The organism is Actinomadura litoris (assembly GCF_009733595.1).
Taxonomy (GTDB): domain Bacteria; phylum Actinomycetota; class Actinomycetes; order Streptosporangiales; family Streptosporangiaceae; genus Spirillospora; species Spirillospora litoris.
The window spans coordinates 45,465-71,683 of record NZ_WOFH01000011.1; the positions used below are offsets into that span (position 1 = coordinate 45,465).

At 73.9% G+C, this 26,219-nt stretch carries 23 protein-coding genes; 5 read left to right on the forward strand and 18 right to left on the reverse strand.

The window, feature by feature from the left end; translation table 11 throughout:
• Positions 1 to 4: 4 nt before the first annotated feature.
• From GNZ18_RS27840 to GNZ18_RS27885, 10 genes are all read right to left on the reverse strand, one after another.
• Positions 5 to 3,028 carry a BTAD domain-containing putative transcriptional regulator gene (locus GNZ18_RS27840; protein ID WP_156219534.1) on the reverse strand — a complete coding sequence of 1,008 codons (3,024 nt, stop codon included), beginning with the start codon at positions 3,026 to 3,028 and terminating at the stop codon, positions 5 to 7.
• 94 nt (positions 3,029 to 3,122) lie between these two features.
• Positions 3,123 to 3,572 carry a TadE/TadG family type IV pilus assembly protein gene (locus GNZ18_RS27845; protein ID WP_246250561.1) on the reverse strand — a complete coding sequence of 150 codons (450 nt, stop codon included), beginning with the start codon at positions 3,570 to 3,572 and terminating at the stop codon, positions 3,123 to 3,125.
• Entirely contained in the window at positions 3,572 to 4,045 is a 474-nt protein-coding gene (locus GNZ18_RS27850) for a TadE family protein (RefSeq protein ID WP_246250562.1), read from the reverse strand. Before GNZ18_RS27850 ends, GNZ18_RS27845 begins: the two co-directional genes overlap by 1 nt.
• Positions 4,042 to 4,500, reverse strand: a complete 459-nt coding sequence (locus GNZ18_RS27855) for a TadE family protein (RefSeq protein ID WP_312874788.1) — start codon at positions 4,498 to 4,500, stop codon at positions 4,042 to 4,044. The genes GNZ18_RS27850 and GNZ18_RS27855 overlap by 4 nt, the downstream gene beginning before the upstream one ends.
• Before the next feature lie 5 nt (positions 4,501 to 4,505).
• On the reverse strand, positions 4,506 to 4,727 hold the full coding sequence (locus tag GNZ18_RS27860) for a Flp family type IVb pilin (protein WP_156219535.1): 222 nt from the start codon (positions 4,725 to 4,727) through the stop codon (positions 4,506 to 4,508).
• A gap of 37 nt (positions 4,728 to 4,764) precedes the next feature.
• On the reverse strand, positions 4,765 to 5,682 hold the full coding sequence (locus tag GNZ18_RS27865; protein ID WP_214618360.1) for a type II secretion system F family protein: 918 nt from the start codon (positions 5,680 to 5,682) through the stop codon (positions 4,765 to 4,767).
• Entirely contained in the window at positions 5,679 to 6,662 is a 984-nt protein-coding gene (locus GNZ18_RS27870; RefSeq protein ID WP_156219536.1) for a type II secretion system F family protein, read from the reverse strand. The genes GNZ18_RS27865 and GNZ18_RS27870 overlap by 4 nt, the downstream gene beginning before the upstream one ends.
• 45 nt (positions 6,663 to 6,707) lie before the next feature.
• Entirely contained in the window at positions 6,708 to 8,006 is a 1,299-nt protein-coding gene (locus GNZ18_RS27875) for a TadA family conjugal transfer-associated ATPase (RefSeq protein WP_156219537.1), read from the reverse strand.
• Positions 8,007 to 8,981 (reverse strand): hypothetical protein, encoded by a 975-nt coding sequence (locus GNZ18_RS27880; RefSeq protein ID WP_246250564.1) that lies wholly within the window; start codon positions 8,979 to 8,981, stop codon positions 8,007 to 8,009.
• A gap of 2 nt (positions 8,982 to 8,983) precedes the next feature.
• Positions 8,984 to 9,856 (reverse strand): CpaB family protein, encoded by an 873-nt coding sequence (locus GNZ18_RS27885; protein ID WP_214618359.1) that lies wholly within the window; start codon positions 9,854 to 9,856, stop codon positions 8,984 to 8,986.
• Positions 9,857 to 10,232: 376 nt separating this feature from the next.
• Here GNZ18_RS27885 and GNZ18_RS27890 point away from each other — a divergent pair, with 376 nt between their 5' ends.
• The gene (locus GNZ18_RS27890) at positions 10,233 to 14,663 is read left to right on the forward strand and encodes an FtsK/SpoIIIE domain-containing protein (protein ID WP_156219538.1); all 4,431 of its coding nucleotides are present in this window, start codon (positions 10,233 to 10,235) and stop codon (positions 14,661 to 14,663) included.
• A 3-nt stretch (positions 14,664 to 14,666) separates the two neighbouring features.
• Here GNZ18_RS27890 and GNZ18_RS27895 read toward each other — a convergent pair whose 3' ends face one another.
• The 7 genes from GNZ18_RS27895 to GNZ18_RS27925 form a co-directional block, all read right to left on the reverse strand.
• Entirely contained in the window at positions 14,667 to 15,239 is a 573-nt protein-coding gene (locus GNZ18_RS27895; RefSeq protein WP_173390902.1) for a hypothetical protein, read from the reverse strand.
• Between the two features lie 5 nt (positions 15,240 to 15,244).
• The gene (locus GNZ18_RS27900; RefSeq protein WP_156219540.1) at positions 15,245 to 17,410 is read right to left on the reverse strand and encodes a hypothetical protein; all 2,166 of its coding nucleotides are present in this window, start codon (positions 17,408 to 17,410) and stop codon (positions 15,245 to 15,247) included.
• Positions 17,407 to 17,640: a hypothetical protein gene (locus GNZ18_RS27905; RefSeq protein WP_156219541.1), complete on the reverse strand. Its 234-nt coding sequence runs from the start codon at positions 17,638 to 17,640 to the stop codon at positions 17,407 to 17,409. The genes GNZ18_RS27900 and GNZ18_RS27905 overlap by 4 nt, the downstream gene beginning before the upstream one ends.
• Positions 17,641 to 17,716: 76 nt before the next feature.
• Entirely contained in the window at positions 17,717 to 17,989 is a 273-nt protein-coding gene (locus GNZ18_RS27910; protein ID WP_214618355.1) for a WXG100 family type VII secretion target, read from the reverse strand.
• A 291-nt stretch (positions 17,990 to 18,280) separates the two neighbouring features.
• Positions 18,281 to 18,823 (reverse strand): hypothetical protein, encoded by a 543-nt coding sequence (locus tag GNZ18_RS27915; protein ID WP_156219542.1) that lies wholly within the window; start codon positions 18,821 to 18,823, stop codon positions 18,281 to 18,283.
• A 147-nt stretch (positions 18,824 to 18,970) separates the two neighbouring features.
• On the reverse strand, positions 18,971 to 19,300 hold the full coding sequence (locus tag GNZ18_RS27920; RefSeq protein ID WP_156219543.1) for a hypothetical protein: 330 nt from the start codon (positions 19,298 to 19,300) through the stop codon (positions 18,971 to 18,973).
• 7 nt (positions 19,301 to 19,307) lie between these two features.
• Positions 19,308 to 20,357: an SPFH domain-containing protein gene (locus GNZ18_RS27925; RefSeq protein ID WP_312874789.1), complete on the reverse strand. Its 1,050-nt coding sequence runs from the start codon at positions 20,355 to 20,357 to the stop codon at positions 19,308 to 19,310.
• 203 nt (positions 20,358 to 20,560) lie between these two features.
• Between GNZ18_RS27925 and GNZ18_RS27930 the strand changes: the two genes are divergently transcribed.
• From GNZ18_RS27930 to GNZ18_RS27940, 3 genes are all read left to right on the forward strand, one after another.
• Positions 20,561 to 22,330, forward strand: a complete 1,770-nt coding sequence (locus GNZ18_RS27930) for an acetyl/propionyl/methylcrotonyl-CoA carboxylase subunit alpha (protein WP_312874790.1) — start codon at positions 20,561 to 20,563, stop codon at positions 22,328 to 22,330.
• A gap of 134 nt (positions 22,331 to 22,464) precedes the next feature.
• The gene (locus GNZ18_RS27935) at positions 22,465 to 23,802 is read left to right on the forward strand and encodes a hypothetical protein (RefSeq protein ID WP_173390903.1); all 1,338 of its coding nucleotides are present in this window, start codon (positions 22,465 to 22,467) and stop codon (positions 23,800 to 23,802) included.
• A complete protein-coding gene (locus GNZ18_RS27940; RefSeq protein WP_156219544.1) occupies positions 23,802 to 24,119 on the forward strand; it encodes a DUF5313 family protein in 318 nt (105 codons plus the stop codon). Before GNZ18_RS27935 ends, GNZ18_RS27940 begins: the two co-directional genes overlap by 1 nt.
• A gap of 123 nt (positions 24,120 to 24,242) precedes the next feature.
• On the opposite strand, the gene GNZ18_RS27945 is transcribed toward GNZ18_RS27940, so the two are convergent.
• Positions 24,243 to 25,628, reverse strand: a complete 1,386-nt coding sequence (locus tag GNZ18_RS27945; RefSeq protein ID WP_214618352.1) for an NAD(P)H-quinone dehydrogenase — start codon at positions 25,626 to 25,628, stop codon at positions 24,243 to 24,245.
• 127 nt (positions 25,629 to 25,755) lie between these two features.
• On the opposite strand from GNZ18_RS27945, the gene GNZ18_RS27950 reads away from it, so the two are divergent.
• On the forward strand, positions 25,756 to 26,208 hold the full coding sequence (locus tag GNZ18_RS27950; protein ID WP_214618351.1) for a gamma-glutamylcyclotransferase family protein: 453 nt from the start codon (positions 25,756 to 25,758) through the stop codon (positions 26,206 to 26,208).
• Positions 26,209 to 26,219 lie beyond the last annotated feature (11 nt).

The following is a 26,219-nucleotide window of genomic DNA, read 5'->3' on the forward strand; positions in this document are numbered from 1 at the left end:
TGGGTCAGCGGGAGCCGACGCGGTGCCAGCCCGGCAAAAGCTCCTCGACCAGCGCCTCCGTCTCGGGCTGGAGCCCGCCGAACATCGGGTCGTGGGCGATCCGGGAGCGCATCTCGTCCACGATGACCCCGATCTGCGCGACGTCACCGGACGCGTGGGTCGCGCGGAGCAGGTCGCGCCACAGGCCCTCGTCGTCGGGCGCGAGCCGCAGCCCGGCGCGGGCGGCGCCGACCGCGCCGTGCGGGTCGCCCTCGTCCAGCCGCAGCACGACGAGCCGGTGCGCGACGTCCACGACCCGCGCCGCCGCCTCGTACTCCAGGTCGTGCGAGGCCAGCCAGGAGTAGCGGCCGCGCGGGCGGTCGGCGAGCAGCGGGCCGCGCACGAGGTCCAGCGCGTAGGACATGTAGGCGGCCTCGGAGGCGGGCTCGGCCGCCGACCGCCACACCAGCCAGCGGAACACCGCGAGGTCGACGCGGACCTCCGAGCCGAGCTTGATCCGCCCCCGGTCGTCGTAGTACAGGTTCGGGCGGCCGCGCGTGTCGCGGCCGAGCCAGTCCGACACGCGCGCCACGGACGCGTCGCGGACGGCGGCGGTCACCCCGCGCGGCCAGATCGCGCCGGCCAGCACGGTCGGGTGCACGCCGTTCGGATGCGCGGCGAGGTAGACCAGCAGCTCGGTGCACAGGTCGCGGCGGTCCTCGTCCATCGGTCCGGGCGCCTCGACCTCGATCGGGCCGAGCAGCCGCACCTGCGCCGAGGACCGCTGCGCGGCGGGCGGCTCCTCGCCGCCGGCCGGCTCGGGCAGCGGCACCGCGTCGAGCCGCCCGGCGGTCCGGAACAGCTCGAACACACCGTGGTAGTGCTCCTCCGGGACGAGCTGCGCGGCGACCTGGAAGCCGAGGACTCCGGCGTGCAGGCGCCCGGCGGCGTCGATGTCCCACGTCCAGGTGGCGCCCTGCACCTCGCCGGGGACGATGTAGCCCGCCGCCATCCGGGTGCCGGTGCGGGCCAGCGCGACCAGCCGGTCGGCCTCCTGCTCCGACGGCGGGTCCGCCATGATCAGGTAGTGCGGCATCCACGCCTCGCCGAACACGCCCCGGCTCCGCCCGGTGAGGACGGAGTCGACGCCGGAGGCGGCGAGCGCCTGCCGCACCTCCTCGGTGCGGCCCTCCAGCTCCGGCATCGCGTCGGCGAGGTTCGGGACGGCGCGGATCCGGTCGGGCGCGATCTCCGCCATGCCCTCGCCGAACTCCGTCCCGAACCCGACGAGCGTGATCCGCATGTGGTCGGACCAGCGGTTGGTGGCCAGCTCCAGCGCGATCGCGGCGAGCGCGGCGCGGCGGGTGTCGGCGGGGCCGCGCAGCGCGATCAGGCCGTGCGCGGCCTCCAGGTCGACGAGGATGCGGCCGTTGTCGTTCGTGCCGATCGACACGAGCCCGGGATAGGGGGCGAGCACGTCGCCCGCCCCGGCGGCGGGGTCGGCCGCCTCGACGGCGTCCAGGTCCTCCGCGCGCAGCCGCCACACCTGGCCGTCGTCGAACGCCTGCCAGGGCGCGGGCGGGTTGCGGTCGGCGGGCGCGATCCACAGGTCCAGGCTCTCGACGCCGAGGTGCACGCCATAGACGGTGGGCAGCGCGCGGCCCCCGGCGGCCATGGACTTCGACAGGTGCCGCAGCCCGAGGTCGAGGAGCCGCGCGGCGGACGCGTCGGCGCCCAGGCGCAGCGCCCGCTCGACCTCCGCCGCCGCCCCCTCCGGCCGGACGGCCATGTGCCCGAACGCGCGGTTCCACATCTGGACGCGGCGCCGCCGCCCGAGCACGGTCAGCAGCCCGGCGGCCAGCAGCGAGGCGGCCGCGAGCCCGTGCGGCCAGCCGAGGTCGAACGAGCCGTCGTGCTCCTGCGCCGAGGAGTTCCGGCCGGGGACCGACGCGCCGCCGCTCCCGGCCCCGCCGGTCATCTCGCCGGACGGCCCGTCCGCGCCGCCGCCCGCGGGCGGCATCCGCCGCGGATCGGCGTGCTGCTGGGCGGGGCCCTGCTGCCCCGGGGTCTGCGGTGCTGGAGTGTGCGGTGCCGGGGTGTGCGGTGCCGGGGTCTGCGGAGCGGGGGCGTGCGACGCGGGAGGCCGCGCGGGCGCGGGCTCGGCCGGGGCGGGCTTGGAGGGCGCCGGCCTGGAGGGCGCGGGCTTGGAAGGGGCCGGGTCCTTGTCGGGGACGGCGTGCCCGTAGCGGTAGTACTCGTCCAGGTCCTGGAGGGGGATGACCTTGGCGCCCCTGGCGTCCGCCGGCATCTCCAGCACCCAGCCGGGGCGGATCAGGCTGGCGTGCGTGAGCCTGCTGCCGTCCGGCTGGACGCGGTTCTTGTTGAGGTCGTGGATCTCCTGGTAGCGGCGCCCGTCCCCGAGGCACTTCTCCGCGATCTCCCAGAGGCTCTCGTGGTGGCGGCCCTCCGGCGGCTGCACCCGGTAGATCTTGGTGGTGCGGTTCTCCGCGGGGCTCGCGGTGAGCGGCTCCGCGACGTCGCCGGGCGCCGCCGCCGGGCGCTCCGGCGCGTCCGCGACCCGGTGGAACTCCTGCGCCTGCGGCTGGGCCTGCGGTCGCGCCGCAGCCGCCGCGCGCTGCTGCGTCAGCCCGCCGCCGCCCGAGAACGCGGGCATGATGACCGACGTCGCGGTGAACAGCAGCAGCGCCGTCACCACGAGCCGGTGGACGAGCGACTGCGTCCCGCCCGCGAGCGGCACCCGCGCGGGCACGCCGACGCCCCGGATCCCCGCGTACACCTCGACGACCACGCACGCGGTGAGCTGGGCCCAGGCGAGCCACACCAGCACGACCAGCACCGTGATGAGCGCGCCCGGCCCGAGCCGGTGCGTGAGGTCGGACGCGGCGGGCATCCCGTCGGGGAGCGCCGAGCCGAAGAACGTCAGCAGCGCGTAGGGGACGCCGCCGACCAGCGCCGCCAACGCGAGCATCGCGCCGATGCCCGCCGCGACGTCGCCCGCGCTGCGCCGCCGCCCGCGCGGGGGCGTCATCCGTTGGGGCGTCCTCCGCCCGTGCCCTGTCACCATCGCGTCGCCGCCGTTCGCCGGTCCCTGGACGTCGCCGTACCAATCGTAGACACGCGAGTCATCGGTCGTCGCCTCCCGTGACGGGATGGGCCGTCGCGCTGGAGGACATCTGGAACGCCCCGAAACCGGGGATGATGCCGAGGAACTGGGGTTCGACGCGGATCTCGACGGTCACCGAGACCTCCCCCTCGTCGGCGTCGCAGCGGGACGCGGCGACCTGGTCGCGGTAGACGTCGAGCAGGTCGCACGCGGCGGCGCGGGCCCGGTCCGGCGCGAGCACAGGCTTGCCCGTGTCGCGCAGCGCCGCGGTGTCGATCTCGTTGGCGCCCGCGCGGGCCGCCTGCTCGGCCATGTCGGCGGCGCGCTGCCGGGCGTGGATCGCGAGCCCGCCGTCCACGAGCAGACCCGCGAGCATGAACACGACCGGGGTGAACAGCACGACGTACATCGCGACGGACCCGCGCCCGCGACGCGGCGCGGCGACCCGGCGGCGCAGTGCCCTCACCATCAGGGATCGACCCCGCCGTCGCCGTCGCCGCCCTCGCCCTCGCCGTCGCCGCCCCGGAAGGTGTAGGTGTCGACGGGCGCGAGCGCGCGCCCCTGGAGCCGCTTGGACCCGGGGAGCCCGATGAACGACAGGTCGCCGAGGTCGACGTCGCAGATGATCGTGACCTCGACGCGTCCGCCCGGCCGCCAGTCCTTCACGTCGGTGCTGACGGAAGGCCCGCCCGAGCACCAGTCGTGGCCGCGCAGGCCCGCCGTGGCCGCCTCCTCCGCGAGGTCCTGCGCGGACGGGGCGCTGCGGGCGATGGACGCGGCGCGCGCACCGTCCCGCGCGGCGCCGTCCACCTGGCTCTGGGCGTCCACCATCCGCCCGGCGCCCGCCAGGAACAGCAGGAACGCGACGAACAGCGGGGTGACCAGCACCATCTCCAGCGACATCGAGCCGCGCTCGCGGACGGCCCGGGGCAGGCGGATCATCGTGCGGACTCCTGGCAGGCGACGCCGTCGCCGACGTCCGGGCGGAAGCACTCGATCGGCCCGCGCGAGCGCTGCGACACGTGGAACGTCATGAACGGGATGACGCGGACCGCCTCGCCGCTCACCTCGACCCAGCGCTCGTCGTCCTCCTCGCCGGTCCGCACCTGGAGGCCGCCGAGCAGGTTGGGGCCGACCTTGCGGACATCGCCCTCGGCCTGCCGGGACGCCGCGTCCTGCCACCCGCCGCCGACCGGCTGCGTGCGGGCGACGCGGGCGCCCGACTGCGCGGCGGCGAGCGCGACGTGCCGCGCGTGGTAGACCATCGCGAACTGCACGACGGCGAGCATCACGAAGATGAGGATCGGCGTGAGCAGCGCCCACTCCATCGACGACACCCCGGAGTCGGACCGGATCCGCCGCCGCAACTCGCGCAGCCTGCGCGTGCGGGGCCGCACGGCGGTCAGCCCGTCTTGATGCTGTCGGCCTTCTCCGTGATCTTCTTCTGGATCACCGCGCCGATCGTGATCGCGATCAGCGCGAGGATCGCGGTGATGATCGCCCATTCGATGGCGGACGCGCCGCGCCCGCGCTCCTCCCGCGAGCGCAGCCGCGCCAGCCGGGCGCCGAGCACGGCTCTCAGGTAGAGAACGGACGGGTCGTTCAGGGGGTTGAGCGGACTCATCGTGGCACCTCCAGGAGGTCGCGGGGTCGGGCGGGCGTCATGAGGCGAGCACCCGCATGAGGGCCGGGTAGGCCAGGAAGATCAGGAATCCGGCGCACAGGAACAGCTGCGCGACCAGCATCGACTGGGACCGCTCGCCGGCCTTGCCCTCCAGGTCCGACAGCTCGCGGCTGCGCATCGAGGCAGCGCGCGCGGCCAGCGACTTGCGGATCTGCGCGCCGTCGTCGGCGACGAGCGCGAGCGCCCCCGCGAGGTCGCGCAGCTCGGCGACGTCGAGGTCGTCGCCGAGGCGGCCGAGGGCCTGCCAGGGGGTCTGGCCGGTGATGCGGGCGTTGCCGAGCGCGTCGCGGATGCGGTGCATCGCCCAGCCCTCGCCGACGTTCGAGGCGGTCATCAGCGCCTCGGGGACGCCGCGCCCGCCCGCGAGGTTCATCGAGACCAGGTCGAGGAACGCTCCCACGACATGCCGGAAGTCCTGGCGGCGGGCCTGCGCCTCCTGCCGGAGCTGCATGTCGGGGAGGAAGAAGAACACGAGCGCGAACAGCAGCCCGACCCACGCGGGGACCTGCACCGACGAGCCGAGCCCGAGCAGCGTGAACCACGCGACGAGCACCGGGATGAACAGCAGCGCCGCCGAGGGCAGCAGGAACTTGGTCGCGAGGAACCCCTCCAGCGACCGCTCGGTGATCGCGAGGTCGGCGCGGATCGAGCGGAGCTTCCAGCCGCGCGCCTCGCAGAACCGGACCAGCTCGCGGCCGACCTTCGCGCGCGTCCCGCCGACCCGCTCCAGCGTCGGGGACGCGCGCCCGGCCTGGGCCTCCTCCAGGTCGCGGCGGCGCGCCGCGTCCAGCGCCGCCATCCGCGCGGCGAGCCCGGGACGCGCCGGGAACAGCGCCCTGACCAGCAGGTACAGGCCGCCGCCGATGATCGCCCCGGCGACCATCGCGCCGGTCACGAGCCGCCTCCGCCCGCGTCCATGGTGTGCCGGCCGCGCAGCGGGAGCTCCTGCGAGCCCGTCGCGGACGCGGCGCCCTGCCAGCCCGCGACCGTGCTCGGCACCTCGCCGGGCACGCCCGGCTGGGCCCTGCGCGGCTCGCTGAGGAACCGTCCGGGCAGCTCGTACTTCGCCAGCCGCCGCAGCCACAGGAACGCCGCCGCGTACAGCGCGACGACCACGCACAGGACGAGCTGCCCGAGGAAGTCGTCATAGGGCTCGACGTAGGAGTGGTTGAACACGGCGAGGCCGAGCGCCGTCCCGACCGAGACGCCGACGACGATGCGGACGCTGCGCCGGGTGGAGCGCCGGTCGGCCTCGACGCGGCGGCGCATGTCCAGCTCGGCGCGGGCGGAGTTCGCGAGCGCGCCGAGCATGTCGCGCAGGCCGGGGCCGCGCAGCTTCGCGTTCAGCACCAGCGCCGCGATCACGAGGTCGGCGGACGGGTCGTTCAGGTCGTCGGCGAACCGGCGCAGCGCGTCCGGCATCGGGACGCGGGTGTGCAGCCGGTCGACCAGCCCGCGCAGCGGCTGCGCGATGGCGGGCGCGGCGGCGCGCTGCGAGGCGGGGATGGCCTGTTCTAGCCCGACCGCGCCCGCGATCGTGTCGCGCAGCGACTCGGTCCACGCGGCGAGCGCCTCCAGCCGCGCCATGCCCCGGCGCTCCTCGGCGGCACCGCCCGCGAGGCCGTCCCAGCCGAGGACGAGCACGCCCGTCCCGGCGGCGGCGATCGGCCAGCGGGTCACCACCAGCACCGCCGCCCCGGTGATGACCGCGACGGCCGTCCGGGTGGTCAGCGTGCGGACGAGTTCCTCGCGGCTGCGCCCGCGCACCGGGCGCGTCCGCACCGGCAGCCCGCGCAGCGCGAGGACCAGCAGCACGATCCCGCCGCCGGCCACGGAGCCCGCGATGACGGCGAACATCACGTCCGGCGTGCCCATCACCGGCCTCCGCTTCGACCGGGCGGCGTCCTCACCACGGTGTTCTCACCACACACCCCCGGACGGGTCGTAGCCGTGCTCGGCCAGCTCGTTCGCGCACGCGATCGGCGCGGCGGGGACGGCATGCCCCTCAGGACCGAGCGCGAACACCTCCGAGGACAGGACCCGCCCGTCCACGCCCGTGACCTCCCGGACGCTCGCGACGTAGCGGCGCAGCCGCCCGCCGGTGGCGTAGTCGTTGTGCTTCTCGATGAACACGACGAAGTCGATGGCGCCCGCGATCAGCATGTGCGTCGCCTCGACCGGCAGCCGCTCCTCCGACTGGATCGCGTAGGTGGCGACGCGGTTGAACACCTCCACCGAGGAGTTCGCGTGGATCGTGGACAGCGAGCCGTCGTTGCCCTGCGTCATCGCGTTCAGCATCGTGACGATCTCGTCGCCGAGCACCTCGCCGACGATCACCCGGGACGGGTTCATCCGCAGCGACCGGCGCACCAGCTCGGCCATCGAGATCGCGCCCTGCCCCTCGGAGTTCGGCAGCCGCTGCTCGAAGGCCACGCAGTTCGGGTGCAGGTCGGGGAAGGCGTCCAGGCCGAGCTCCAGCGCCCGCTCGACGGTGATGAGCCGCTCGTGCGCCGGGATCTCGTTGGCGACCGCGCGCAGCAGCGTCGTCTTCCCCGCGTTGGTCGCGCCCGCGATCATGATGTTCTTGCGGGCGTGCACGGCGGCGCGGAAGAAGTGGCCGAGCTCCGGGCTGAACGTGCCGTTGCCGACCAGGTCGGCGAGGAACACCTTGCCGAGGCGGGCGCGGCGGATCGACAGCGCGGGGCGGACGGTCACGTCCATCACCGCCGAGAGCCGCGACCCGTCGGGCAGCCGCAGGTCGAGCTGCGGGTTCGCGGTGTCGAACGGGCGCGAGGACAGCCCGCTGTAGGCGGCGAGGATCTGGATCAGCTCGACCAGCTCCTCGTCGCTCTCGGCGACCGGCTCGCCCATCACCTCGCGCCCGTCGGCGTAGCCGATGAACACCCGGTCGCAGCCGTTGACGTCGATGTTCTCGATCTCGGGGTCCTCCAGCAGCGGCTGGAGCCGGCCGACGCCGAACAGCGCCGCGTGCACGCCCGCCGCGAGGGCCTCTTCCTCCTCGGCGTTCGGCGGCCGGCGGCCCGAGGTGATCTCGCCGCGCGCGAACTCCTCCAGCACCTGCCCGATCAGCGCGCGGGCGAACTGCCGCTCGTCCTCCCCGGTCATCGGCGGCATGCCGTGCGCGGCGTCGAGGCGGCGCTGCTGCGCGAGGCGGTCGCCGACCTCCTGGCGGAGCCGCTTGACGAGACCGTGGTCCATCTACCGGTCCCCCTTCTCGCCGCGCCCGCCCGCAGGGACCTGCTCGCCCGCGTACCCGGCCCCGGCGGGGACGCCGTGCACGCCGGGCGAGGAGTCGGCGGGACGTCCCGGGGCGGGGCCGTAGGGCGCGGCGGGCGCGGGCTGGAGCCGTCCGACCAGGTCGGCGGCGACCTCGCGGGCGGAGCGGATCAGCAGCGAACGGTCCAGCCGGCCGCCCCAGCTTCCCGACAGCAGCGCGGCGCCCTTCGGGTCGAGCGCCAGCCCGCCGAGCACGGTGACGGTGGGCGGCGGCGGACCGGCGGGCTCGGCGCCCGCGTCCCCCGGCGACCGTCCGCGCGCACCGGCGACGATGCGGTCGACCTCGGCGATCGAGCCGCGGAAGTCCCTCGGGTCGGCGAGCACGAGCACGCCGAGCGGCGGGCCGCCGCGCAGGTCCTCCGACAGCGCGGCGACGCGTTCGCGCAGGTGCGCGACCTGCTCCAGCGTCGCCCGCGTCAGCAGGACGACGAGGTCGGCCTCGCGCAGCAGGTCGGTCAGCGGCGTGCCCGCGCCGAGCCGCCCGCAGTCGACGATCACATCGACGGGGGCGAGGCCGGCGAAGGCGCGGCCGAGTGGGCCCCACAGCCACGTCATGGCCTGCGCCTGCTCGGCGTTGGTGAGCCCGACCAGCACGTCCAGCCCGCCGACGAGCCGCTGGCAGTGCTCGGCGACCTGCTCGGGGCGCAGCCCGCGCCGGGCGGTCGCGGCGAGGCTGAGCAGCCCGCGCGACGGGTTCAGCATGCCGCCGTCGCGGTCCTGCTCCTGGCCTCCCCGGCCGGAGTCGGACGGCGCGGCGGGCAGCCGGTACACCAGGTCGCCGCCCGCCTGGTCGCACTCGGCGACCAGCACGGGACGCGGCCACACGGCGCCGAGGGCCACGGCCGCGGTGGTGACGCCCGGCGCCCCCTTGTCGGCCGCGAGCGCGATGAGGGCCACGGTCAGTTCCCGCCTGTGGCAGGGGGCCGCGCGCCGGGCCCCTGGGTTCCGGGGTTCTGCGTGCCCGGGTTCTGCGTCCCCGGGTTCTGCGTGCCGCCCGGCTGCTGCGGGGGCGGGGCCTCCTCGGTGGCGGGCGGCTGCTTGCCCGCGGGCGGCTGCGCGACCTTCGTCCCCTCCGGGACGAGCGCGAGCGCGACCGTCCCGGCGGACGCGGCCTGGGTGAGCAGCGGCGCGTCGGCGGGCAGGACGGCGACGTCCACCGACGTCTGGTCCGAGCGCAGCCGGTCGCCGCCGCCGCGTCCGACGCCGACGACGACCGCGTCCGCGGACAGCACGGTTCCGGCGCGGGGGCCGCCGCTCGTCCCGCCGCCGACCGCGTAGAGCGTCACCCGCCTGCCGGTCTCGACGTCGCGCGCCGGAAGCTGGCCCGGTTTGAGCGCGAGCCCGACGACGACCCGGCCCTTGGCCGCGTCGTCCGCCCGGCTGATCATGGAGTTGGTCAGCAGCGCGCCCTTCACCAGCGGGACGGCCGCGTAGTAGCGGCCCACGTTCTGCCGCTCCGACCAGTTGATGTACTGGATGCCGGTGTCGCCGACCGGCACCTCCTCCAGCGCGCCCGGCGGGATGCGCTGCCCGGCCGCGACCGGCTGCGCGATCCGGATCGCCGACACCCGCTGGCCGCTCGCCATCACGAGGTAGGCGCTGGCGAGCGCGCCGCCGAGGATCAGCAGCACCGCGAGCGCGGCGAGTGCCGGCTTGCGCTCGCGCGGGGACGTGGGGAGCCGCTGCCCGCCCGAGGTCCCGAGTCCGGACCGGCCCAGCCCCGCTGTGCCGCCCGGCGGGCTCGCCGAGACGGTCGACTGGTTGGACTTCATGCGCTCGCCACGAGCTCCTTCCCGCACCGCTTTCCCGGACCGCGGGGGCCTCGCGCCGCGAGGTCTCCGCATCACCGAGCGATCCATGCTTGCGGTGCCGACGACGCCACGTCAATGGATTCGGTGAGGTGAAGCGCCCGCCCGGCGGAGCGCACCGCCGTGACCTGCGATTCCCCCGGTCACTTCGTGACTTACCACCAGTCACACGAGTCACTGACCACATTCAGGATCAAACGGATGCCGTGGGACGGCGCCCCGGTGCGGTGTCCGGTGCGGTGTCCGGGCGCGAGTCGCCACCCCGCCGGAGGCCGGGTAATTAAGCTGTGCACGGCGGCGCGGAGGACGGCGCGGAGGGCCGCGCACAAGGAGGGCACGGATGCGGATCTCGTTCACGGCGCTGACCGGCGGCGGGCCACGGGACGTCGTGATCACCGTGGACTCCGGCGCCACCGTGGACGGCGTCGCGCGGTCGCTGTCGACCACGCTCGACGAGCGGCCGGTACCCCGCTTCTCCAAGGACGCCCAGCAGGCGGAGGCCGAGCGGAAAGCGCTGTGGATGGACGGGCGGATGCTCGACCCGCAGGCCCTCGCCGTCAAGGAGCTGCGCGACGGCGCGGTCGTCGCGGTCGAGCGGCGCGGCGCCGCCGCCACCGTGCGGGCCGAGCCGTCCGGGCTCGTGGAGGTGCGCGTCGTCGGCGGTCCGGCCGCCGGGTCGGTGCACCGGCTCGGGCTCGGCGTCGCCACGGTCGGCTTCGGCGACGACGTCGACGTCCGGCTGGACGACCCGTCGGTGCCCGCCCGGTCGCTGCGGATCACGGTCGGGGTGGAAGACGTGCTGGTCGAGCCGTCGGCGATGACGCGGGCCGCCCTCGACGGCGAGCCGCTGGCCGATCCCGCGCGCTGGCCCGCCGGGGGGCTGCTGTCGGTCGGCTCCAGCGTGCTCGCGCTGATGCCGAGCGCCGCGCCCGACACGCACCTGGAGCCGCTGCCCGAGGGCGGGCTGGCGTTCAACCGCCCGCCCCGGCTGAACCCGGGGAGCCACGTCCGGTCGCTGGAGGTGCCCGAGCGCCCCGAACGCAACCCGCGCGAGCGGCTCCGGTTGTTCGGCGCGCTGCTGTTCTCGGTGTTCGGGCTGGTCATGGCGTTCGCGATGGGCCAGTGGTGGTGGGCCCTGTTCGCGCTCGCCTGGCCGGTGATGACGGTCGGCGAGTGGATCGGCGACCGCATGCACGGGCGCAAGTCGTACAAGAAGGCGCTGAAGGAGTACCAGCGCAAGGCAGGCGAGTTCGACGGGGAACTGGAGCGGCTGCGGCGCGAGGACCAGGCCGAACGCCGCGCCCTTTACCCCGACCCCGCCGAGGTGCTGCTGACCGCGACCGGCCCCCGGCGGCGGCTGTGGGAGCGCCGCCGCGACGACCCCGACGCGCTGCACCTGCGGCTCGGCCTCGCCGACCTGCCCGCGCGGATCGAGCTGACCGGCGACGTCCCGGTCCCGGTCGCGAAGCAGGTGCCGGTCGCGCTGCCGCTCGCGCAGCTCGGGGTGCTCGGGCTCACCGGCCCGCGCCCCGCCTCCCGCGCGCTCGCCCGCTGGATCGTCGCGCAGGCCGCCGCCCTGCACAGCCCCCGCGACCTCGCCGTCGTCGTGCTGTCGGCCGACGCCGAGGCGGGCGAGGAGTGGAACTGGGTGCGCTGGCTGCCGCACTGCGCGCCGCGCGAGGGCGAGGACTGCGTGGCGCTCGTCGGCACCGACCCCGAGTCGGTCGCGCGCCGCGTCACCGAACTCGCGATCCGGGTGACCGAGCGGCGCCGCGCCGCGCAGGCCGGGGCGCAGTTCTTCGGGCAGGGGAAGGCCGCCGACGCCGTCCCGTACAACATCCTCATCGTGCTGGACGGGGCGCGCACGCTGCGCCGCGTCCCGGGCATGCCCATGCTGCTCTCGCGCGGCCCCGAGTTCGGCCTCTACGCCGTGTGCGTGGACGACGAGGAGCGCCTCCTGCCCGAGGAGTGCGCCGCCGTCGCCGCCTGGGACGCGCGGTACCCGTCCTACGTCCACCTGCGCGGCCAGGGGCTGGACGTCCTCGGACCCGTGCTCGCCGACCAGGTCTCCCCGTCCTGGACCGACCGCGTGGCCCGCGCGCTCGCCCCCGTCCGCGACGTGTCCCGCGAGGACGCGGAGGAGGCCATCCCGTCCACCGTGCGGCTCCTGGACCTCCTCGACATGCCCGAGCCCACCGCCGACCACATCCTGCGCACCTGGACGCGCACCCGCGGGCGCACCACCCGCGTCCCCATCGGGATCGGCGCGGGCAGCCGCACCGGCCGCCCCCACCAGCCCTACCGCGTCGACCTGCGCGCCGACGGCCCGCACGGGCTCATCGCCGGGACCACCGGCGCGGGCAAGTCCGAGCTGCTCCAGACCCTGATCGCCTCGCTGGCCGTGGCGAACCGCCCGGACGAGATGACGTTCGTCCTCATCGACTACAAGGGCGGCGCCGCGTTCAAGGACTGCGCCCGCCTCCCGCACACCGTCGGCATGGTCACCGACCTGGACGGCCACGCCACCGAACGCGCGCTGGAGTCCCTGTCCGCCGAGCTGCGGCGCCGCGAGGAGGTCCTGCTCGCCCACGGCGCCAAGGACGTCGACGACTACAACGACCTGCGCCCCGCGAACCCCGGGCTGCCGCCGATGCCGCGCCTCGTCCTCGTCATCGACGAGTTCGCCGCCATGGTCACCGACCTGCCCGACTTCGTCACCGGCCTGGTCGACATCGGACGCCGCGGCCGCTCCCTCGGCGTCCACCTGATCCTGGCCACCCAGCGCCCCGCCGGGGTGGTGACCGCCGACATCCGCGCCAACACCAACCTGCGCGTCGCGCTGCGCGTCACCGACCCGGACGAGTCGACCGACGTCCTGGACTCCCCCGAGGCCGCGCAGATCTCCAAGTCCACCCCGGGCCGCTGCTACGTGCGCTCCGGCGGCTCGCTGCACGCCGTCCAGTCCGCCCGGATCGGCGGCCGCCGCCCCGGCGCCACCGACCGCCGCACCACGATCCTGCCGCTCCCCTGGCAGCGGCTCGGCCGCCCCCTCCCCGCGCCCCGCGAGGCGCCCGACGACCTCGCCACCGACCTCGCCCTCCTGGTCGAGGCGATCGACGAGGCCGCCCGCCGCGCCGGGATCGCCCGGCAGCCCTCCCCCTGGCTCAACCCGCTGCCCGACCAGGTCCGCCTGACGCCCCGCACCGCCGCCGGGGGCTCGGTGGCCGACGTCCCGCCGATCCCGTTCGGCGTCACCGACCTGCCCGCCGTCCAGTCCCGCGAGGAACTCGCCCTCGACCTCACCACCGGCGGCCACCTCTACCTCGCCGGCTCCGCGCAGTCGGGACGCTCCACCGCCCTGCGCACGATCGCGGGCGCCCTCGCCGGGGCGTGCTCCCCCTACGACGCCCACCTGTACGCGATCGACTGCGGCGCGGGCGCGCTCCTCCCCCTGATCTCCCTCCCGCACTGCGGCGCCGTCGTCAGCCGCGACCAGCTCGACCGCTGCGAGCGCCTGCTCACCGCCCTGTCCGCCGAGGTCGCCCGCCGCCAGCAGCTCCTCGCCGGAGCGGGCTTCGCCTCCCTCCCCGAGCAGCGCGCCGCCGTCGCCGCCACCGACCGCCTCCCCTGGATGATCCTGCTCCTGGACCGCTGGGAGGGCTTCCTCGGCGCGTTCGAGCACTACGACTACGGCCGCCTCGTCGACCAGACCCTCCGGCTCCTGCGCGAGGGCGCCGCCGTCGGCCTGCGCGCCGTCTTCACCGGCGACCGCTCCGGCCTCGGCGGGCAGATCTCCACCGTCTTCGACCGCCGCCTCATCCTGCGCATGTCCGACCCGAACGACTACGGCTACGCGGGCCTCCAGGAGAAGCACGTCCCGGCCGCGATGCCCCCGGGCCGCGCCCTGGAGTCGGTCACCCCGGGCGCGCCGCTGCGCGAATCCCAGATCGGCCTGCTCTCGGACGACCCGTCCGGCACGTCCCAGGTCGCCGTCCTCCAGGAGATCGCCCGCGCCTCCGTCACCCGCTACGGCCGCCTGCCCCGCCGCCAGCGCCCCCTCCGCGTGGACGAGCTCCCCGTCCGCGTCACCTACCGCGAGGCCATGGCCCTGGACGCCGACTTCCTCGCCCCCTCGGCCCTCTGGGCCCTCGTCGGCGTGGGCGGCGACACCCTCGCCCCCGTGGGCATCGACCTCCTGAACGAGGGTCCGGGCTTCGCCGTCGCGGGCCCGCCCCGCTCCGGCCGCTCCACGACCCTCCGGACGATCGTCCACTCCCTCCTGGACCCCGCGGTCGGCGGCGGCCTGGTCCCCGTGGTCCTCGTGACCCCCCGCCGCTCGCCCCTGCGCCTCCTCCAGGGCCGCCCCGGCGTCCTCGGCGTCCTCACCTCCGACTCCGACCCCGACGACCTGGAAAAGGCGATCGGCGACGAACACCGCTACGCCGTCATCGTCGACGACGCCGAACTCCTGGACGAGACCGACCTCGACGACGCCCTCCGCGACGTCCTGCGCACCGCCCGCGACGGCGAGCACGCCGTCGTCATCGGCGGCACCACCACCGACCTGACCCGCGGCTACCGGGGCTTCCTCTCCGACACCCGCCGCTCCCGCTCCGGCGTCCTGCTCTCCATAGAATCCCCGGACGACGGCGAACTGTTCAACCTGCGCCTCCCCCGAAACGCCCCGCTGATAGGCCCGACCGGCCGAGGCCTCTTCGTGGCCAGCGGCCTGTCAACCCAGATCCAGGTAGCCCTGCCCCCCGCCGACTGATTCTCAGGAGGGCCGGGGCGTGCACTTATGAATCTCCCCGAACCGCCTCTCGGCGATCCGCATGAAATCCACCATATCCCGCACAGCATCCCGCCCCCGCACCACCGGAGCGAAGTCGATGCTCATCCAGGGCCGCCTCTTTCCGCACGAGAATCGACTGATGACGTAATTGGGCCGCGGAACGGCACCCAAGCTCGGATTGATCACCGCCAAACCGCTCCCCAACTCGGCTGGAAGCGGATGCGTGGCGGCCTTCGCCCATCTCGTGCGTTGAACCCCGAGAATCTCGTCACCGCCATCAAAGGCCCAGTCGATCCCCAGGGGCGCCTCGCGACCTTTCGCGTGCGCAAGACAAAGCCCATTCTTCGTCGGCACCCCGGACCAGTACGCATTGAGTGCGACGGTCAACCCGGTGACAGCTCGAAATGCCTTTTCGGGGACCAGATCACACAGGTAGGGAGCATTGTCCGCAACGGGGCCCAGGTCAGCACTTGGAGTCGCTTTCGGAGAACCCGACTCGCATCCGGCGACGAACAACCCGACCGCCACGCAAGCACTCACCAACAATGGCCGCATGGAGGCTATCTTTCGATCGAAGGGCCGACGTTGTGCCCGTCTTTGTCCCGATAATGGCCCGCCGTCTTGATGGCGCCATTGAAGACAGAGTTCATCATGGCGTCACTCAGATCCGAAAGACCCTTCTTGTCATCGGCCCATCGAAGGAGCCTCTCCGTTTCATCTGGATTGAGCTCCTCGATCGGGCGCACTTTGGGCGGCTCTCCCTCCGTGGCGAAGGAGTTGCCGGCCACTCCCGGGCCGTCGAGGCGGCCGTGGGATACCAGGGAGGATGTGATCATCTGGTTGAGGAGGCGTTCCAGGTTCTCGGTTTCGGTTGTGGGGGCCACTATGGCGGGTTCGGCCTTGTCGGCCAGGCGTTTTGCCAGCCAGTTGGTCATTTGGGTGGTGGCCTTGGCGGAGGCGGCGGCGTAGGCCTTGCCGCCCAGGGGGGATTTCGAGGCGACCATGTCGGTGCCCAGGGGGACCAGGCCCACGCCGTAGCCGACGTATTTGCGCATGCGTTCCAGGTCTTCGGCGAGGCGGGCCTCTTCGGCGCCCACGGACTGGTGGCGGGCCTCCAGGAGGTGGCCGAACATGCGGCCCTCGCCGACGACGGCGTTGGTGAGGTCGCCGTCGCGGGCGACGGTGCGGTCGATGGTGATCTTGGAGTGGGCGAGCTGGCCCATGATCAGGGTTTCGTAGGCCCGCGCGTCGCGGGTGATGTCCAGGAGGAGGTAGTCGAGGTCGTCGCCGGTCAGGCCGGTGGAGCCGGGGCGCTCGTCGTAGTTGGCCAGGCGGACGAGGTCGTGCAGGCGGTCCAGGTGGGCGACGAGGACCTTGGCCATGCCGGGGCGGAGCCCGGAGAGTTCGTCGTAGTGGTGCGGGCGGGCGATGGCGTCGGCCAGGTCGCCGCTCCTGAGGGCGGCGAGGGGGGACTTGTCTCCCACGGTGACCTTGCCGTCCTTGACCGGGTAGTTCGGACGGGCGTCGTCCGCGAGGAGCTTGGCGATCTCGAAGGCGAGGCGGGAGGACTCGGGGTCCTGGCCGGTGGCCGCGGCCTCGATGGTCTTGCCGAGGGCCGCGCCGTGGTCGGACTCGCCCCAGACGGCGCGGCGGTCGTGCAGGAGGTATTCGAGGTTGGTGACCTTGATGCCCGGAACGGCGCCGAGCTGCTGGGGGCCGTTCCACTCGCGGGTGAGGAGGGCCTGGGCCGCCTCCGCGCCGGACGCGGCGGCCGCCGTCAGAAGGGGCGAGAGGAAGTCGGTCTTGCGGTCGTCCGCCTTGACCTTGGTGGTGGACGGGTCGAGGGCGTTGCCCAGGCGGTACCGGGTGGCGAGGTCGGTGAGGGGGAGCTGGCCCAGGCGCTTCCGGACACCGCTGTCGTAGGCGATCATGTCGTTGCCGACGACGTTGACGAAGTGGAACGAGAAGCGGGTGTCCGTCGAGCCGATCAGCGTGGCGAGGGACTGGTAGCCCGCGACGCCGTTCGGGAGCGTGCTGCGCGGCGGGAAGGTCGTGCGGCCGGCGCGGCGGAGGGCGAGCAGGTAGTCCTCGCCGAGGTAGCCCTTGCCCCGGCTGTCGGTGCCGAGCGCGACGGCGCGGCCGAGGAGGGCGAGGATCGCGCGGGTGTCGGCGGCGTCGGCGTCGGTGCCGGAGCGGTGCTGGGTGATGTCGCCGGAGAGCTTCAGCGAGAGCGCCATCGGGAGCTTGAGGAGTTCCTCGGGGCCGAGCGCTTCGAGGAGGCCCTTGGCGAACAGCGGGGTGATGTCGGACGGCTGGAGGCGCCGCAGCTCCGTCCGGGCGGCGGCGTCGCCGCTCGCGGCGCGGCGGAACAGGTCGGCTTCGCGGCGGCCGGCGGCGTAGCCGACCTGGTCGGTGTAGCGGTCGGGGAGCCGCAGGTAGGTGCCGTCGGCGCGGCAGACGGTGAAGGCGAGGTGCTGCCGGTCGAGGTCGCGTGCGAGCAGGTTGCGCCGCCGCAGGTCGGTCGCGGCGTCCTCGGTCCAGGCGGCGATGCGCTTGATCTCCATCGCGGGGGCCGTGCTGACCCCGGCGCCGTGCAGGGCCTGCCAGAGGTCGTCGGCGAGCCGGCGGAGCGCGGGCGCGGCCCGGCTCATGTCCTCGGTCATGTGCTCGAACTCGGCGAGCTTGACGCCGCAGGCGTCGGGGCCGAGCCATCCGTCCGCGGTCATGCGCGGCGGAGCTCGTCCTCGACGAGCCGGAGCGCCCTCTGTAATGCGGCGCGCAGGGCGGCGTCGTTGCGTTCCAGTCTGGCGGCGAAGGAGCGGGCCGCCGCGCCGCCGACCCAGGCGCGGTCGTCCATGGCGCGGCGGGACGCGGTGAAGGTGTGCCAGTGCTGGTCGGACAGCGTCTGGATGCGACTCAGAAGGAACCGCAGGCGGGCGGCCTCGGCCTGGTTCACGCCCTTCCTCCAGGGAATGGTGCGGGCCCCGGCCTCGGGGGGATGGGCCGGGACCCGCGGTCTTGGGGGGCGGACGTCAGCGCGTGGCGGCCTCGATGTTCTGCTGGGCCTTCTTGATGTCCTGGCCGCCCTGCTCCAGGGCGAGCGCCATCTTGTCGAAGGCGGTCTTGGCCTCGGCCCAGGCGGAGCGGAAGCGGTCGGCGCCGGGGCCCCACCAGGCCTGGGAGCTGCTGACCGTGCGCCCGTTCAGATCCTTGATCAGCGCGTCGAGATTGCGGGAGTGCTTGCTGAAGATCCGGGACAGCTCCTCCAGTTCGCCGATGTTGGCGCCGCGCCTGTCACCGCTCACTGCTCGACCTTTCGTCGCCCACCGATTTGCCTACCGTGCCGTCAAGAATGGCGCCAGCCTACGCCCACTCGATCACCTAAATCCACCCGTACGCCTACCTAAACAGCCACATTCCTACCATCTTTCCTTGTCCGCTTGTGGTCACCCGCTCCCGGACAGAAGGGCGTTTACGTGTCGTGGCGTGACGCTGCGCAATCTCGTGACGTGCGTCATTACCGTCCGTCAAGACCCTTTCAGACTGCGTTGGATGACCTTTTCCCAGGGAAACAGTTCATTGGCCAGAAAGTAACATCAGCGAGCCGGAGGTTCCGGGTCGTTGACCGGGTGCGCCGCCGGGTCGAGGACGCGTTCGCCGACCAGTGTGATCTGCTCACCGCGTGTCCGGAACTCGAATCTGCGCCGGACCGATTGGACCAGCGAGCCCGTGTCGTAGCGAACCTCGGTGTGCTCCACCGCCTCCAGCGTGATGCGGTCGCCCGTCCGGATGGCCTCGCCCCCGTCCAGCCGGGTGCGGGCGCCGGTGTAGGCGGGGCCGCCCTCGACCGGCGCGCGGTTGCGGTTCTCCAGCTCGCGGACGGCGCGCTCCTGCACCCGCGCCACCCCGGGCGAGATCCGCACGCCGAGCACCTCGGTGGGGGCGCGCCGGTCGCGGTGCCGCCGCTGGACGAGGGCCTCCGACCGGCGCACCAGCAGGGCGCGGGCGGCGGCGGTCAGCTGGCGGGTCGTGTCGGCGTCCACCCGGGGCGAGGGCTCCCGGACGGCGGACGAGGCCGGCACCAGCACGCACCCGGCCAGGACGACCGACAGGCCGGTCCGGGTCCACGCGCGCGCCATCGGGCCTCCTCCGGCCGGGTCCTCCCCCGCTGAGTCCGAGGCGAAGATACACCGGCCCGGCCCCGCCGGGACACCGCCCGCGGGCCGTCCGGGAGCACCACTTGAACACCTCGGCCGCGCCCCGCGAGGGGCGGGGCGCGGCAGCGGTCAACCCGACTCCACCTCCAGGGCGGCGACGCGGGAGCGGGCCTGGGCCATCGCCTCGTGGTAGCGGGTCTCCCAGTCGGCGTCGCCGTCCGGGATGGCGGCGACGGTCTGGCGGCCCAGTTCGGCCAGGACGGCGCCGGACGCGTCGCGGGTGACCTGCCGGACGAGGACGGTCGTGACGCCGTCCGAGGACTCGGTGCGGGCCTCCCAGCGGGCGGACGGCTCCCGCCGGCGCCGCCCGTCGGCGGACAGCCCGCCGAACGCGTACAGCAGCAGGACGACCACGACGGCCGCCACCGCCAGCATCACCAGGATGATCAGGAACCGCACGGACGTGTCACCTCCGGGGAAGGAGCGAGCCGTTCGGGTTGCCGGGCGCGTAGACCGTGATGCCCTGCGGGAGCGCCTTCAGCTCCTCGATCCGCGCGCAGGTCGGGCACTTGTTGTAGCCGTCCTGGCGGGCCTTGTTGGCGGCGGCCTCCGCCTTGGCCGTCGCGACCTTGGCCTGGGCCTCGCTGACCTGCGCGAACGCGGCCTGGGCACGGTCCACGGCGTCCTGCACCTTCTCCGGCAGCGTGACGCGGACGAGGTTGAAGTGGATGTTGGTCACGTACTTGCCGCCGAGCGTGCCGTCCAGGTCGGCGGCGAGGCTGGTGTTGATCGAGTTCTGGACCTTGGCGATGTTGGCGTTGTTGCTCTGCGGCTGCTGCGCGGGCTGTCCCGGCTGGGCGGGCTGCTGCGGCCGCACCGGGGCGTTGGTGGAGGCGTTCTGCACCAGGGCGCAGGAGGAGACCAGCTCGGCGCAGCGGAAGCTGTTGACCTGGCTGCGCAGGTCGTTGTCTATCACCGGGCGGACGACCTGGTCGAGGAACGCCGACCAGCCCTTGTCGCCGTCGAACGGGGAGTAGCTCTTGCCGTCCGCGCTGCGGAACTTGCGGGTGCCGTACTTGTCGTCGAACGCCTTGATGGCCTGGTGGTCCTGGTTGAGGGTGAAGTACAGGGTGCCCTCGATGCCCATGTTGACGCCGTCGGCGCTCGGGACGGTGACGACGTCCACGCCCGACTCCTCGCCCTTGCGGGCGTCGGAGGTGATCGTGTAGAAGCGCTGCTGCGCCGGGTACTTGTGGACCTTGGAGTACAGCCCGACCCACTTGCGGCCGGAGCCGGGGTCGATGACCTGGCGGATGCGGTTGTTGTCGAAGAACCCGCCGTTGCGGACGACCGCGATCTCCCCGCCGCTCGTCCGCTCGAAGCCGCCGAGCAGGGCGCTCAGCGCGGGCCACGCGACCACGACCAGGACCACCGCGATGATGATGGCGTTGCGCCTGCTCGGCACCCGCAGCGCCGCGCTCCGCGCCGCGCCGCCCCTCGACTCCTTCTCGGCCACGTCCTGGCTCCTCTCCCAGCCCACGGCCCTCCGGCCGCCGGTTCGTTGATCAGACGGACGGGAGTCTGTCGTGGATCCACCGGTTCGGGGCGGGTATGAGCCGGGACCTTCATTCGTGAGCGAAAACAGCAATAAAGAGGGGGTTACGAAATCCGGGCCGCGCGGTTATCTAGACTGCGTGCGAGGTTAGGGAGGAGACCCACGTGCGCAAGGTCCTGATCGCCAACCGCGGTGAGATCGCGGTCCGTATAGCCCGTGCGTGCCGCGACGCCGGTCTGGCCAGTGTCGCGGTGTACGCCGAGCCGGATCTGGACGCGCTGCACGTTCGGGTCGCCGACGAGGCGTTCGCCCTCGACGGGCGCGGCGCCGCCGAGAGCTACCTGGACATCGGCAAGCTGCTGCGGATCGCCGCCGAGTCGGGAGCGGACGCCGTCCACCCCGGCTACGGCTTCCTGGCCGAGAACGCCGGCTTCGCCACCGCGGTGCTGGAAGCGGGGCTGACCTGGATCGGTCCGCCGCCGTCCGCGATCGAGGCGCTCGGCGACAAGGTGCAGGCGCGGCACATCGCGCAGAAGGTGGGCGCGCCGCTGGTCGCGGGCACCACCGACCCGGTGTCGGGCGCGGACGAGGTCGTCGGGTTCGCCCGCGAGCACGGGCTGCCGATCGCGATCAAGGCGGCGTACGGCGGCGGCGGGCGCGGGCTGAAGGTCGCCCGCAGCCTGGAGGAGGTCCCCGAGCTGTACGAGTCGGCCGTCCGGGAGGCGGTCGCGGCGTTCGGGCGCGGCGAGTGCTTCGTCGAGCGCTACCTCGACAGGCCGCGCCACGTCGAGACGCAGTGCGTCGCCGACCAGCACGGGAACGTGGTGGTGGTCTCCACGCGCGACTGCTCGCTCCAGCGGCGGCACCAGAAGCTCGTCGAGGAGGCCCCGGCGCCCTACCTCTCGGACGAGCAGCTCGACCTGCTGTACCGCTCGTCCAAGGCGATCCTGAAGGAGGCCGGCTACGTCGGCGCGGGGACGTGCGAGTTCCTCGTCGGCCAGGACGGCACGATCTCCTTCCTGGAGGTCAACACCCGGCTCCAGGTCGAGCACCCGGTGACCGAGGAGGTCGCGGGCGTCGACCTCGTCCGCGAGATGTTCCGGGTCGCCGACGGCGAGGAGCTCGGCTACGGCGACCCCGAGCTGCGCGGGCACTCGATCGAGTTCCGGCTGAACGCCGAGGACGCCGGGCGCGGGTTCCTGCCCGCCGTCGGCACCCTGACCGGCTGGGAGCCGCCGACCGGCCCCGGCGTCCGCCTGGACACCGGCTACGGCGCGGGGCAGACCGTCCCGCAGGAGTTCGACTCGCTGATCGCCAAGCTGGTCGTCACCGGCGCCACCCGCCGCCAGGCGGTCGAGCGGGCGCGGCGCGCGCTGGCGGAGTTCGTCATCGAGGGCATGCCGACCGTGCTGCCCTTCCACCGCGCGGTGCTGGACGACCCGGCCTTCGTCCCCGCCGATGACGACACGCCGTTCTCCGTCCACACCCGGTGGATCGAGACCGAGTTCGACAACCGGATCGCCCCCTACGCGGCGCCGGCCGCCGAGGAGGAGGACGCGGGCGAGCGCGAGCGCGTCACCGTCGAGGTCGGCGGGCGCCGCATCGAGGTCGTCCTGCCGGCGGGGCTCGGCGCGTCGGCCGGGGCCCCGGCGCCCGGACGGGCGGCGGCGCCGAGGCGGCGCGGCGGCGCGAAGGGCGGCGGCGCCCAGGCGTCCGGTGACTCGCTGGTCAGTCCGATGCAGGGGACGATCGTCAAGCTCGTCGTCGAGGACGGCTCGACCGTCGCCGCCGGCGACACCGTCGTCGTCCTGGAGGCGATGAAGATGGAGCAGCCCCTCACCGCGCACAAGGCCGGAACGATCACCGGCCTGTCCGCCGGGGTCGGCCAGACGGTCTCCAGCGGCGCGGTGATCTGCGAGATCAAGGACTCCTGACCCGCGGCCGGCATCGGGCGGATCCGGGGCGGTTCCGGGCCGTTTCAACGGGCAGGGACCCCTGCGACGGACGGCCGTGGGAACGAGTCGTGGCGCCCACACGTCGTAGCAGGTAGAGGGGGCTGATCGACATCATGAGCTCCGAGAGACGGGCCCGCCGCGGCCTGCTCGCGACGGTCATCGTCACCGTCCTGCTGGCGCTCGGCCTGGCCGCACCCGCGCGGGCCGCCGCACCGGCCGGCGCCGCCGCGCCGGTGAGCGCCGTCCGCGCGGACGACACGGTCGGGCAGATCGCCAACGGTCTGATCAACTCGCGCCTGTACGTGACGAGCGGCGCGGGCAACGCGCTCTCGGCCGCCGACCAGAACGAGGTCAAGGCGGCGCTGGGGCGCGACCGCGACGCCGACATCCGCGCGGTCGTTGTGCGCGACGACATCACCCAGGCCCAGGTGGGCCCGATGCTGAAGGCCGTCGCGAACCGCGTCGGCAAGGGCGAGACGTACGCGGCCGTCACCGCCGACGGCCGCCACCTGGGCGCGATCTCCAAGAAGCTCGACTCCAAGGAGATCAACCAGATCGTCACCCGCACCAACGGCGTGCCGCTGAAGGACCGGCTGATCCGGTTCGGCGACCTCGCCGAGAGCAAGACCGACGACAAGGCGCGGTCGAGCGCGATCGCCGGGTACGTGACGCTCGGCGTGCTGCTCCTGGTGGTGGCGGGCGCGGCGGGCGCGTTCCTGGTCGTCCGCAGGCGGGGCCGCGAGCGCGACGCCCGCCGCATGGCCGAGTTGAAGCGCGGCGTCGAGGAGGACGTGACGCTCCTCGGCGAGGACATCGCCCGGCTCGACCTCGACGTCATGGACCCGGCCCTCGACCCCGGCACCCGGTCGGACTACGAGCGCGCCCTGAACTCCTACGACGGCGCGAAGTCGGCCACCGAGCGCGCGGCACGGCCCGAGGACATGCAGGGCGTCACGACGGCGCTGGAGGACGGCCGCTACTACATGACGGCCACGCGGGCGCGCCTGGCGGGCGAGCCCGTGCCCGAGCGGCGTCCGCCGTGCTTCTTCAACCCGCAGCACGGGCCGTCCGTCCAGGACGTGACGTGGGCGCCCCCGGGCGGGGTGGCGCGCTCCGTACCGGCGTGCGCCGCCGACGCGGAGGCGGTCCTGCACGGGACGGACCCGGACGTCCGCATGGTCCCCTATGGGGACGGGCGGCGCCCGTACTGGGACGCGGGGCCCGCGTACGCGCCCTACGCCGGCGGCTACTACGCCGGATACGGCGGGTTCGACCTGCTCAGCGGCATGATGATCGGCACCATGCTCGGCTCGATGATGGGCGGCGGGTTCGGCGGCGGGTTCGCGGGGCCCGGCGACGGCGGGTTCGGCGGTGACGGGGGCGACGTCGGCGGCGGCTGGGACTTCGGCAGCGGGGACTTCGGCGGGGGCGGGGACTTCGGCGGGTTCTGATGGGCCGCCTTCCCGGGGACCCGGGCCTGCTCCGCCAGGCCGGGTACGCGCTGGGCTTCCGGCTCCCGCCGGGCAACCGCGACTGGGTCAGGCACGACCTCACCGACGCGGGCTGGCGCACGCGCCTCCTGTTGCGGCACCTGGCCGTGATGCTCCCGATCTGCGCCGGGCTGGCGCTGCTGCCCGGCCCGCCGTGGACGCGCGTCGGCGTCCCGCTGCTGGCGCTGGCGGGCAGCGTCCTCGCGGTGGCGATCGGCTCCGACGACCTGCGCCGCGCCCGCCTACGCCGCCACGACCTCCGCCCACCAGATCACTGACCGGCGGCCCCGGCCGTCACGCGAGCGCGTACCGGCCCCCACGGGTCGATCGCGTAGCGATGCCGCGCTCGCACGCCCACGACCAGCCGGGCGGGCTGCCACCTGGGCCGAGACCGGACGAACTCAGTACGCGTGCTCGGTCATCAGGCGGCGGGACGCCTCGGTGATGCTGCCCGACAGCGACGGGTACACCGCGAACGTGTGGGCGACCTGGTCGACCGTGAGGTGCTGCTGGACGGCGACCGACACGCCGAGGATCAGTTCGCTCGCGCGCGGCGCCACGATGACGCCGCCGAGCACGATGCCCGTGGCCGGGCGGCAGAACACCTTCACGAAGCCGTCCTCGAAGCCCTGCATCTTGGCGCGGGCGTTGGTGAACAGCGGCAGCATGACGGTGCGGGCGTTGACGTCGCCGAGGTCGACCATCCGCTGCGTCACGCCGACCGAGGCGACCTCGGGGTCGGTGAAGATGTTGGAGGCGACCCAGCCGAGCTTGAGCGGCTGGACGGCCTCGCCGAGCGCGTGCCACATGGCGATGCGGCCCTGCATGCCCGCGACGGAGGCGAGCATCAGCACGCCGGTGCAGTCGCCGGAGGCGTAGATGTGCGGGACGGAGGTCCGCGACACCTTGTCGACCTCGACGAACCCGCGCGAGTCGCAGCGGACGCCGACCTCCTCCAGGCCGATGCCGCCGGTGTTGGGGACCATGCCGACGGTCATGAGGCAGTGCGTGCCCTCGACCTTGGAGCCGTCCTCCAGGGTGACGATCACGCCGTCGCCCGAGCGTTCGACGCCCGCCGCCCTGGAACGTGACATCACGTTCATGCCGCGACGCAGGAAGACGTCCTGCAGGACGGACGCGGCGTCGGCGTCCTCGCTGGGCAGGATCCGGTCGCGCGAGGACACCAGCGTGACCTTCGACCCGAGCGACAGGTAGGCCCCGGCCAGCTCGGCGCCGGTCACACCGGACCCGACGACGATCAGTTCCCTGGGCAGTTCGGGCAGGTCGTAGAGCTGGCGCCAGTTGAGGATGCGCTCGCCGTCGGGCTCGGCGCCGGGCAGCACGCGCGGGGTCGCGCCGGTCGCCAGCAGCACGATGTCGGCCCGGATGCGGCGCTCGCCGACCGCGACGACGTGCGGCTCGACCAGCCGCGCCTCGCCCCGGACGATCTTGACCTCCTCGTAGGCGAGCCGCTCGGCGACGTCGAACGACTGGGCCCGCGCGAGGGCCTTCACGCGCTTGTTGACCGTCGCCATGTCGGCCTCCAGGCCGCCGACGACGCCGTCGGGGCCGCCGTTGAAGCGCAGGCCGAGGCCCGCCGACTCCGACATGACCGCCATGCGGGTGGAGGTGGCGATGAGCGTCTTGGAGGGGACGCAGTCGGTGAGCACGCACGCGCCGCCGGGGCCGTCGCGCTCGATGACGGTCACGTCCGCGCCGAGCTGCGCCGCGACGAGCGCGGCCTCGTAGCCGCCCGGCCCTCCTCCGATGATCACGATGCGGGTCACGTTTCCCATTGTTTCCTACGTACGGGAGTGAACCGTCCGAGACCCCTGAAGGAGGGGCCTTTACCCTGCGTATCGCCCGGCCGCGACACCCGGCGGCGCGCGGGCCCGTGGCGTACCCTTGGCCAACGTGGCTCTGTACGCGGCGTACGCCTCCAACATGGATCCCGAGCAGATGGCGAGCCGGGCTCCGCATTCCCCGATGCGCGGCACCGGTTGGCTGACCGGATGGCGGCTGACCTTCGGCGGCCAGGACAAGGGCTGGGACGGCGCCCTGGCGACGGTCGTCGAGGACCGGTTCGAGCAGGTCTTCGTCGTCATCTACGACGTGCCGCCCTGGGACGAGAAGGAACTGGACGCCTGGGAGGGCGCGGCCCTGGAGGTGTACCGCAAGATCAGGGTGCGGGTGCACACGCTCGACGGCGACGTCCTGTGCTGGATGTACGTCCTGGACGACTACGAGGGCGGGCTGCCCTCCGCCCGGTACGTCGGCATCCTCGCGGACGCGGCGGAGAAGGCGGGCGCGCCCGACGACTATGTCAAGGACCTGCGCACCCGTCCCTGCGCCTCGCTGGGCGACTGACCGGAGTGTGG

Excerpts from the sequence above, each read along its gene's own strand:
- GNZ18_RS27840 (WP_156219534.1), bottom strand. The coding sequence starts at position 3,028 with ATGACGCCCCCGCGCGGGCGGCGGCGCAGCGCGGGCGACGTCGCGGCG.
- GNZ18_RS27845 (WP_246250561.1), bottom strand. The coding sequence starts at position 3,572 with ATGGTGAGGGCACTGCGCCGCCGGGTCGCCGCGCCGCGTCGCGGGCGC.
- GNZ18_RS27850 (WP_246250562.1), bottom strand. The coding sequence starts at position 4,045 with ATGATCCGCCTGCCCCGGGCCGTCCGCGAGCGCGGCTCGATGTCGCTG.
- GNZ18_RS27860 (WP_156219535.1), bottom strand. The coding sequence starts at position 4,727 with ATGAGTCCGCTCAACCCCCTGAACGACCCGTCCGTTCTCTACCTGAGA.
- GNZ18_RS27870 (WP_156219536.1), bottom strand. The coding sequence starts at position 6,662 with ATGGGCACGCCGGACGTGATGTTCGCCGTCATCGCGGGCTCCGTGGCC.
- GNZ18_RS27875 (WP_156219537.1), bottom strand. The coding sequence starts at position 8,006 with ATGGACCACGGTCTCGTCAAGCGGCTCCGCCAGGAGGTCGGCGACCGC.
- GNZ18_RS27885 (WP_214618359.1), bottom strand. The coding sequence starts at position 9,856 with ATGAAGTCCAACCAGTCGACCGTCTCGGCGAGCCCGCCGGGCGGCACA.
- GNZ18_RS27890 (WP_156219538.1), top strand. The coding sequence starts at position 10,233 with ATGCGGATCTCGTTCACGGCGCTGACCGGCGGCGGGCCACGGGACGTC.
- GNZ18_RS27895 (WP_173390902.1), bottom strand. The coding sequence starts at position 15,239 with ATGCGGCCATTGTTGGTGAGTGCTTGCGTGGCGGTCGGGTTGTTCGTC.
- GNZ18_RS27900 (WP_156219540.1), bottom strand. The coding sequence starts at position 17,410 with ATGACCGCGGACGGATGGCTCGGCCCCGACGCCTGCGGCGTCAAGCTC.
- GNZ18_RS27915 (WP_156219542.1), bottom strand. The coding sequence starts at position 18,823 with ATGGCGCGCGCGTGGACCCGGACCGGCCTGTCGGTCGTCCTGGCCGGG.
- GNZ18_RS27935 (WP_173390903.1), top strand. The coding sequence starts at position 22,465 with ATGAGCTCCGAGAGACGGGCCCGCCGCGGCCTGCTCGCGACGGTCATC.
- GNZ18_RS27940 (WP_156219544.1), top strand. The coding sequence starts at position 23,802 with ATGGGCCGCCTTCCCGGGGACCCGGGCCTGCTCCGCCAGGCCGGGTAC.